A 9,382-nucleotide genomic window follows, 5' to 3' on the forward strand; every position below is an offset into this window, starting at 1 on the left:
GCTATCATCTTAACCGATTGTAGCCCTTTCTTATTCAAGCCAAATTTGCCGTCAAAAGTGGTGCTAGAGAAACATTAATTCTACAGAATACACTACTTTTGAACTATTGACGTTATACACGCTATGTTAAGAAAGTTTCTGTTTATATTGTTGCTTTCCTTTTCTTGCGCTTTTGCACAAGAAACCCATTCTTTGTACAAAACCAAAAAAATCAAACCCTCTAGCAACACTATCCAACTTGAACCCTTCAGCATCAATCCCAACCATTTCAAAATAACAGACCATCTTAACCAGCCTCTCGACAGTATTTACTATAAGGTGAATTTTGAAAATGGCACCTTAATTTTTAATGAAAACCTATGGCGCACACAAAAAGATTCACTGGTCGTGCATTATTTAAACTACCCCGACTTTCTCACTAAAAAATATCAAATCTATGATGCTAGTAGCGTTGTTGATAATGCCGCTTCCAACCAGCCTTTGTATAAAACGGAATCTAAAAACAGGAGTAACAACACTCCCTTTGATGGCTTAAACACCTCGGGAAGTATTACCAGAGGAGTCACTATAGGCACGAACCAAAATGCCGTTTTAAACTCCAATCTGGACCTACAAATTACAGGAAAGATTTCGAATACCGTAAGTTTGCGAGCCTCTCTACAAGACAGCAATATCCCGATACAAAATGGTGGCTATTCTCAAAAACTAGATCAGTTTGATAATATTTTTATGGAACTTTTTAGTGACAAATGGAACATTCGGGCAGGCGATATTTTTCTAGAGAATCGGCAATCCCAATTTTTGAATTTCACCAAAAAAGTACAAGGATTAGCTGCTCATTTTGATTTTGGAACCGATGAAAACAAAACCAGTATTTTTGCCTCAGCAGCTTTGGTACGAGGACAATACGCCAAAAGTAATTTTAATGGAATCGAGGGCAATCAAGGCCCTTATAAATTAAAAGGCCAAAATGGCGAATTGTACGTATTAGTCATTTCAGGTTCAGAACGTGTGTATGTAAACGGACGGCAATTAAAAAGAGGGGAAAACAATGATTACACCATCGATTACAATGCAGGAGAAATCACCTTTACTTCGCTTTTTACTATCACTTCTGAAATGCGTATTGCTGTAGAATACCAATACACCGACCAAAATTACACCCGTTTTATCACCTACGCAGGAGCTTCCCATGAAAATAAAAATTGGCGTTTAGCAGGGTATTTGTATTCGGAAAACGATGTAAAAAACCAACCCGTGCAACAAAGTCTAACCACTGAACAGGTTCAAATTTTAGCAGAAGCAGGCGACAATCCTTCCTTGATGACCGCTCCCTCTGCCTATGTTGATTCGTATGCTGAAAACAAAATTTTATACGCTCAAAGAACTACCAACAATACAATCTATTACGAATATTCTAACAACCCAGATGAAACCCTTTACAACGTACGTTTTAGTTTAGTAGGTGTAAACCAAGGCAATTATATTATCCAAAACAATTCGAGCATTACTAAAATTTACACGTATGTTGCTCCTGTAAATAATATTCCGCAAGGGAATTACGAACCTATTACACAACTGGTTGCCCCCACTAAAATACAGGTTGCTACATTTTTGGGTAAATACAACCCCTCAGAAAAAACTGTTGTCGATTTTGAAATTGGCATGAGTAATGCCGATAAAAATCTTTTTTCTTCGCTTGACGATAACAACAACCAAGGCTTAAGCGGTAAAATAAACGCCAAACAACGTTTGTATTCTAACCAATGGAATATTGATGTATTTGGTAAATACCAATATATTCAAAAAGATTTTAGTTCCGTAGAGCGCCTCTATTCCATAGAGTTTGACCGAGATTGGAATATCGATACCACCTATCAGGGAGACCAAAGTTTGTTGACGACGGGAATACAATTTAATTTGAATCCGAAACAAGAAATTCCCAAAAAGGCTTTGTTTACCTATCAATTTGAAAAACTTGATTTTTCGAGTATTTTTTCAGGAAACCGCCATCTTATCAACGGACTAGCACAACTCAACCAGTGGACTTTTACCACACAGGGAAGTTATCTCAATAGTGAATCTACGACAAGTAAATCTACTTTTTTACGCAATCAAGCCCAGCTGCGGTATCATTTCGGCAAAAATTGGATAGGAAACAGCCACCGAATCGAAGACAATCAATCAAAAAACAAAAACAGTCAAACTTTGGCTCCTTACAGCCAAAGGTTCAATGAATGGGGATTTGTCATGGGACGTGGTGACAGTACGAAAGTATTTGTTGAAGTAGGCCTTTTAAAAAGAACCAACGACAGCATTCAAAATGCTATTTTACAAAGAGTAAATCATTCCAATTCATACTTCTTAAAATCGAAAGTCATCCAAACCAACACACGCGATTTGACCGTGTATGCCAACTACAGAACCTTGCATTATGAAAACACCTCTCAAAGAAAAGAATCGACACTGAACTCAAGGCTCATTTACAACGACCGTTTTTTGAATCAACTCCTACAAACGACCTCAACTTACGAAACCAACTCTGGCTCATTGCCTCAACAAGAATACACATTTCTCGAAGTCGAAGCGGGTCAAGGAGTGTACATGTGGAATGACTACAACAATAATGGTATCCAAGAATTACAAGAATTTGAAATTGCCCCCTTTTTAGACCAAGCAAAATATATTCAAGTTTTTTTACCCAATTTGGTTTATATCAAAACCCATCAAACCAAATTTGCACAATCCTTAATTATCAATCCAGCACAATGGCAAAATCAAACTGGATTTTTAAAATGGGCTTCTTATTTCTACAATCAAACGAATTTCATCATCAATAGAAAAACAAAAAATGAAGGCGCAAATTTTGAACTCAATCCGTTTACCAATTCTTCAGAAAATGTATTGGGTTTGAGTTCCAATTTTCGCAACAGTTTATTTTATAATCGAGGCAAACAAGACCATTCTGTAACCTATACTTATCTCGAAAACAAGGCTAAAAATTTACTATCTAATGGGACACAAGAAACCGCTAATCACTCCCACCAATTGCAATACAACCATCTGTATCGTAAAAGTTGGTTGTTTGGTTTTTTCACCAAATCTATAGCTACAAGTGTATCGTCTGAAAATTATCCTTTAAAAAACTATACGATTACAGGATACCAATTGGCTCCTAAAATCAGTTACTTATTTTCAAAAAATACCAGTTGGGATATTTTCTATGAACTACAACAGAAGAAAAACCAAATAGGCGATTTAGAAACTTTAATTCAGAATAGATTTGGAACTTCCATTTCTTATTCGGGAACCAAAAACATTACGCTAAATGGAGAAGTTTCGTTTTACCAAAATAAATTTGACGGCAATGAATTTTCTTCTGTGGGCTTTCAGATGCTAGAGGGATTGCAAACGGGTCAAAATATCGTTTGGAAATTACTGTTACAAAAAAACATCACTCAATTTCTAGACATCAATTTCAACTACTTAGGTCGAAAAAGCGAAACCAGTAAAACCATTCATACAGGTACTATTCAATTGAGAGCTTATTTTTAATATTCTCTGAACAAAACCGAGAGGGTTCCGCACTATCTTTGAATATATCTGGCAGGGTTAGAAAACAAAAATGGAGCATCACTTATGCGACACTCCATTTTACCCACAATCAAATATAAACCTAACTAATTTATTTCATTGAAATTATGACAAACTCACTTCGTCTATTGGCCTGATGTTCCTCTTCGGTACATTCTACACCATCAGCACATTTATTTACTAACTGTGATTCTCCATATCCTTTGGCTGTAAGACGAGAACTATCGATTCCATTTTGAATCAACCAATTTTTGGTTGAATCGGCTCTTCTTTCAGATAATTTCTTATTATAAGCCTCCGTCTGACGACTATCAGTATGAGAGCGAATATCAATTTTAATAGTAGGATTTTGCATCATTACATCCAAAATTTTAGATAATTCTAATGCCGCGTCAGGACGAATATCAGCTTTGTTCAAATCAAAATAAATAATTTTTATTCCAAAAGCTTTGGCTAAATCATCCCCAATTGTTACTTTTTTAAGTGTTTTTTCGATTGAAATAGGCACCACTGTTTTACCTGTATTATCTGCAGTCGAAATTGAAATTTCGTCGGTATTATAGGCTTCTTTTTCAGTTTTAATATAATACTTCGTATCACAGTCCACTTGCCCAAAATCAAATTTACCATCAGTATTGCTTGTCACTGTTTTCAATAATTTGTAACTACTATCAAACAAACTGACTTTGGCACCTGAAACTGCTTCTTTGGTTTCAACATCCGTAACCAAACCTTCCATCGTTTGTTCACACGGATACTCAATGGGTTTAATTTCTTTAACTTTATAAATATCATCACCTCCAGCCCCTCCTTCTCTGTTAGAGGTTACGTAGCCCATTTTTGTTTTAAAGTCAATAATAAATCCAAAATCATCTTTCGAACTATTGAGAGGTTCTCCCACATTTAGAACGTCTTTAAAAGTTCCGTCTTGTTTTGCTTTAACCACAAAAACATCCAATCCACCTAGTCCAGGATGTCCATCAGAAGCAAAATACAATTCATTTTTTTCAGTTATAAAAGGAAAGGTTTCACGCCCTTCGGTATTGATGCTACTTCCTAAATTTTCGGGAGTTCCAAAACTCCCATCATCATTAATCGCCACTTTATAAATATCCGATTGCCCTATAGTACCTGGTCTATCCGAAACAAAATACATTGTTTTTTCATCCACGCTCAAAGCTGGGTGAGCGGTACTATAATTATCACTATTAAATGGCAACTCTTTACAATTTTTCCATTTATCACCCTCTAATTCGGCTGAATAAATTTTCAACAATGTCGTTTCATTAAGGTCCTTCCCTCGCTTTCCGTCCAAATAATTATTACGGGTAAAATAAACCCTCTTACCGTCTTTTGTAAAAACGGGTGTTGCTTCATGAAACTTAGTATTAAGGTTTCTCGAAAGTTGTTTGGCTAATTCGAGGCTGCCATCGGTAGTGACGCTAGATTCATATAAATTGGTAAATCCTTCACCAGTCCAAGGATCCATTCGTTTCACGAAACCACTAGTGTCTCTAGCGGTAGCAAACACAATCTTGTTTTTGTAATAAGACGGGCCATAATCAGAATAGGGAGAATTAATTCCTGCATCAGCAATAGTATATCTCCCTGAATTTTTTTTGATAACAGCCAGATAATCTTTTTGACTCGCTGCCAATTTTGCTCTTATATCATTTCCATTTTCCTTATTAAACTTTGCCATCATTTCATCAGCCAAAGCATATTCTTTAATGGATTTAAGCGATTGTGCAAAACGATAGTAACATTCAGGAGAAACCTCTTTGGTCATTGCAAAAAGCTCTTTATAATATTTAGCCGCATTTTCTAAATCCCCATTAAAATAATAGGCATTAGCTAATTTTAAAAGCATATCTTGCGATTTATATCCTTTTTCAAACATACGCTCGTATGTTTTTATAGCATCGATATAAGCATAGCTATCGTACTCTTTATCTGCTTTATTATCCTTATTTTGTGCTGAAAGTGGCCCTAATAAGCAACTAAGCAACATCATTAAAACATAATTCTTTTTCATAAGCTTTTCTTTTAGAAGAATCTTGGAGTTATCACTTTCTTTTGAATGGTAAACAATTCAAACCTTAAAAATAGTTCGTGGGAGCCTGAATTGTAATTTGCTAATTTGGTCGTTTCAAAATCATAACTATATCCTACGAAGAGTCCATTGCTTACTTGAAATCCAGCCATTGCTGTTGCTGCAGCATCCCATCTCCAAGCGAGTCCAAGGGTAACTTTTTCTTGCAAAAGCACATTTGCTGAAACATCAACCTGTAACGGAGCACCTGAAACCATTTTTGTTAAAAAAGCAGGTTTGAATTTTACATTTGGGCTAAAATCAAACACATAACCTCCTATCAAGTAATAATGCAAACGCTCTACTACTGCATCCGAAATATTATCATCAAAATGCCTTACGTTAAAAAAGTTGGGCACCGAAAAACCGAGATACATTTTATCAGAATGCAAATAAAGTCCAGCTCCAATATTGGGAGAAAACACATTGTCAATATTGTTTTGAAATTTAGGGTCATTGGTATGGTATCGATCCAGTTTTGTATAATCCACATTCAACAAATCAGCAGTTGCTTTAATTCCAAACGACAAATCAAATGTTTCCGATGTAGGAATAGTATAAGACACATCTGCCGAAATACTGTTTTGATCCGAAGCTCCAATTTTATCATTTACAAATGACAATCCCACTCCTACTCTCGAATTTAGGATTGGGGAATGAATTGACACCGCGTTAGTAACTGGAGCTCCATCTAAACCTACCCACTGTGTTCTGTGTAAACCAAAAATACTAGTTACACCTCTACTTCCAGCATAAGCGGGATTGATGGTCATTGTGTTATACATATAATGTGTGTACTGTGAATCCTGTTGAGCAAAACCAGACACCATTACCAACAATAGAAGAAGTATGATAGAATTTGTTTTCATAAGTTGATATTTATTGTTTTTCATCTGTCTTTTTCCGTTGTCATTATTAGTAACAACCAGCCAAAGACACCTTACATAGTTTATTATTATTCTAAAAGAACATTTCTTTCCCTTGTTATTAATGGATACTAATCGTTTATTAAATGCAAGTACCCTGTTTTATCAAAACCTTTACCGTCTTTATCTATATATTTAATCACATAGAAATACGTACCACTAGGTAATTTTTGAGACTGATTAACCGTAACTCTTCCTTCAGAAATTCCTCTAAAAGCTTTTCCTGCATTATCATATCCTCGAACATCATAGACTTTAACTCCCCAGCGGTCAAAAATCTGAACGGAATTATCGGGGTAGCAATCCATCCCTCTCACATAAAAGAAATCATTTAGACCATCATCATCAGGTGAAACTGCGTTAAATGCTCTCACTTCACAACCATTGGCATCTACAACTGTACCGTCATCTTCCAATGGGCTATTGTCGTCTGACAAATCTTGAACGATTACTCCTAATGGACTCCTACCGCTTACTCTAGATTGATTCCAAACCATTCCTCTTATGATGTCTTCTTGAGTAATAGAATAGACCGAGGTAAATGAAGTAGTATCAACCCCTCCAATTGGCAAGCTAATTGTTCCATCATTTTCATCATGACCCGTCATGGTATCCTCTATCCATACATTAGAAAGCGGTACATTACCCATATTCATAACTGTATAGTTGTAGTAAATCGTTTCTCCTATTTGAGCCTGACCATCACCATTCTCATCTTGAAAAGTTCCCTTCATAATCAAGGCAATTTTAGGCGATTGTGCTAGCAATGTCACTGTACAATTAGGACACGACGGGTTATTAAATTCTACAGGATAAGGTATTGGGTAAGTCGATTCAGCGGTGATAGTTGGCAACCCAATGACTGGTGTAGTTGCTGTAATTGTTGCTAAATTATATACCACTCCCGCATTTATATCCGCTTGTGTAATCACATATTCTGCAGTGTAAGCAGTACTATTAGTACTACCTACTGCTAGAACGGGAATAACACTACCTTGAACCATTGCCTTGGTATCAGTTATAGTAACATTTGTTAAGGCCGTATTTCCTACATTCTTGATTTCGAAAGCATATTGGATTTTATCTCCCACACTTGTCATACCGTCCCCATTGGTATCTTGATAAGTTCCAATTTTAGTAAAACTAATTGACGGACTTTGAAGCAATGGTGTCGTAGTTGGAGTGTCATTTGTCACTGTTGTACCCGAAATATCCCTTACCTCATTATCATTAACATCTTTACCAACAGCTAAGGCTGAATTCACTACCTGACCTGCATCAATATCAGATTGCTTAACACTATAAGTACCCGTAATCATAGTATTTGTTTGGCCAGATGCCAAAGTTGCAATAGTAGCAACAGGAATAGTCAATCCTACCATAGGATCAGTGACAACTATGTTTTTTACAGTTCCATTACCAGTATTGGTTACTGAGAAAGTATATGTAATTGTAGCCCCAGCCGCAACAGATCCCGAAAGCACTGCTGTTTTTACTAATGCGATACTAAAGACAGTCGGTACAGTAGTAACCGTACTATCATCATTGTCAACTGCAGTACCTGAGGTATCTTCTACATCAGCACCACTTGGGTCTTGCCCTTTGGCAATGGCGGTATTGGTCACTTGACCCGCATCAATATCTACCTGTGTGATGGTATAATCTTGTGTAGCCACTCCTACTGCATTTGGTGCTAATACATTGGGTACTAAAACCATGTTGGCAACACCTAATTTGGCATCGTTTATCACGATATTATTCACTGTAACATTCCCTGTGTTAGTTACTGTAAACGTGTAAGTGATTTTATCTCCTACTTTTGCCTTCGTTGGGTCACCATTGTAAACGGCTGTTTTAACAAAAGCTAACTTCCCTTGTGTCGGTACAGTAGTAACCGTACTATCATCATTGTCAACTGCGGTACCGGAGATATCTTCTACATCAGTACCACTTGGATCTTTACCTTTGGCAATAGCCGTATTGGTAACCATTTTTGCATCAATGTCGGCTTGAGTAATCGCATATTCTTGTGTAGCAACACCAACGCCATTTGGCAACAAAGTACTTGGGGTCAAAGCTAAATTAGTAAGACCTAGTTTGGCATCATTAATTCCAATATTGTTTACAGTAACATTACCCGTATTGGTTACTGTAAAGGTATAAGTGATTTTATCTCCTACTTTTGCCTTCGTTGGGTCGCCATTGTAAACAGCTGTTTTAACAAAAGCTAACTTCTCTTGTGTCGGTAAAGTAGTAACCGTACTATCATCATTGTCAACTGCCGTACCTGAGGTATCTTCTATATCATTACCACTTGGGTCTTTACCTTTGGCAATAGCCGTATTGGTAACCATTTTAGCATCAATATCGGCTTGTGTAATGGTATAATCTTGTGTAGCAACACCAACGCCATTTGGTAATAAAGTACTTGGGGTTAAAGCCAAATTAGTAAGACCTAGTTTGGCATCATTAATTCCAATATTGCTTACTGTAACATTACCCATATTGGTTACTGTAAAGGTATAAGTGATTTTATCTCCTACTTTAGCTTTCATTGGATCACCATTGTAAACGGCTGTTTTAACAAAAGCTAACTTCCCTTGTGTCGGTAAAGTAGTAACCGTACTATCATCATTTGCAATGGATGTTCCTGATACATCTTGTACATTGTTTCCATCTGGATCTTGACCCATGGCAAGTGCTGAATTGGTCACTTTTCCGGCATCAATATCTGCTTGTGTAATGGTGTAATCTCTAGTAGCGACGCCTA

Annotated in this window: 4 protein-coding genes; 1 reads left to right on the plus strand and 3 read right to left on the minus strand. The window is 36.6% G+C overall.

Features of this window, described 5'->3' with window-relative positions; translation table 11 throughout:
* Positions 1–123 precede the first annotated feature (123 nt).
* Positions 124–3,555 carry a hypothetical protein gene (locus tag K5R64_RS09580; protein ID WP_220763009.1) on the plus strand — a complete coding sequence of 1,144 codons (3,432 nt, stop codon included), beginning with the start codon at positions 124–126 and terminating at the stop codon, positions 3,553–3,555.
* Between the two features lie 130 nt (positions 3,556–3,685).
* On the opposite strand, the gene K5R64_RS09585 is transcribed toward K5R64_RS09580, so the two are convergent.
* The 3 genes from K5R64_RS09585 to K5R64_RS09595 form a co-directional block, all read right to left on the minus strand.
* On the minus strand, positions 3,686–5,629 hold the full coding sequence (locus K5R64_RS09585; RefSeq protein ID WP_220763010.1) for an OmpA family protein: 1,944 nt from the start codon (positions 5,627–5,629) through the stop codon (positions 3,686–3,688).
* Positions 5,630–5,640: 11 nt separating this feature from the next.
* Positions 5,641–6,555, minus strand: coding sequence for a type IX secretion system membrane protein PorP/SprF (locus K5R64_RS09590; RefSeq protein WP_255580338.1), 915 nt, complete (start codon positions 6,553–6,555; stop codon positions 5,641–5,643).
* Positions 6,556–6,683: 128 nt separating this feature from the next.
* The coding region (locus K5R64_RS09595; RefSeq protein WP_220763012.1) for a gliding motility-associated C-terminal domain-containing protein at positions 6,684–9,382 on the minus strand (2,699 nt) is incomplete at its 5' end.

The organism is Flavobacterium sp. UMI-01, assembly GCF_019656315.1.
Lineage (GTDB): Bacteria > Bacteroidota > Bacteroidia > Flavobacteriales > Flavobacteriaceae > Flavobacterium.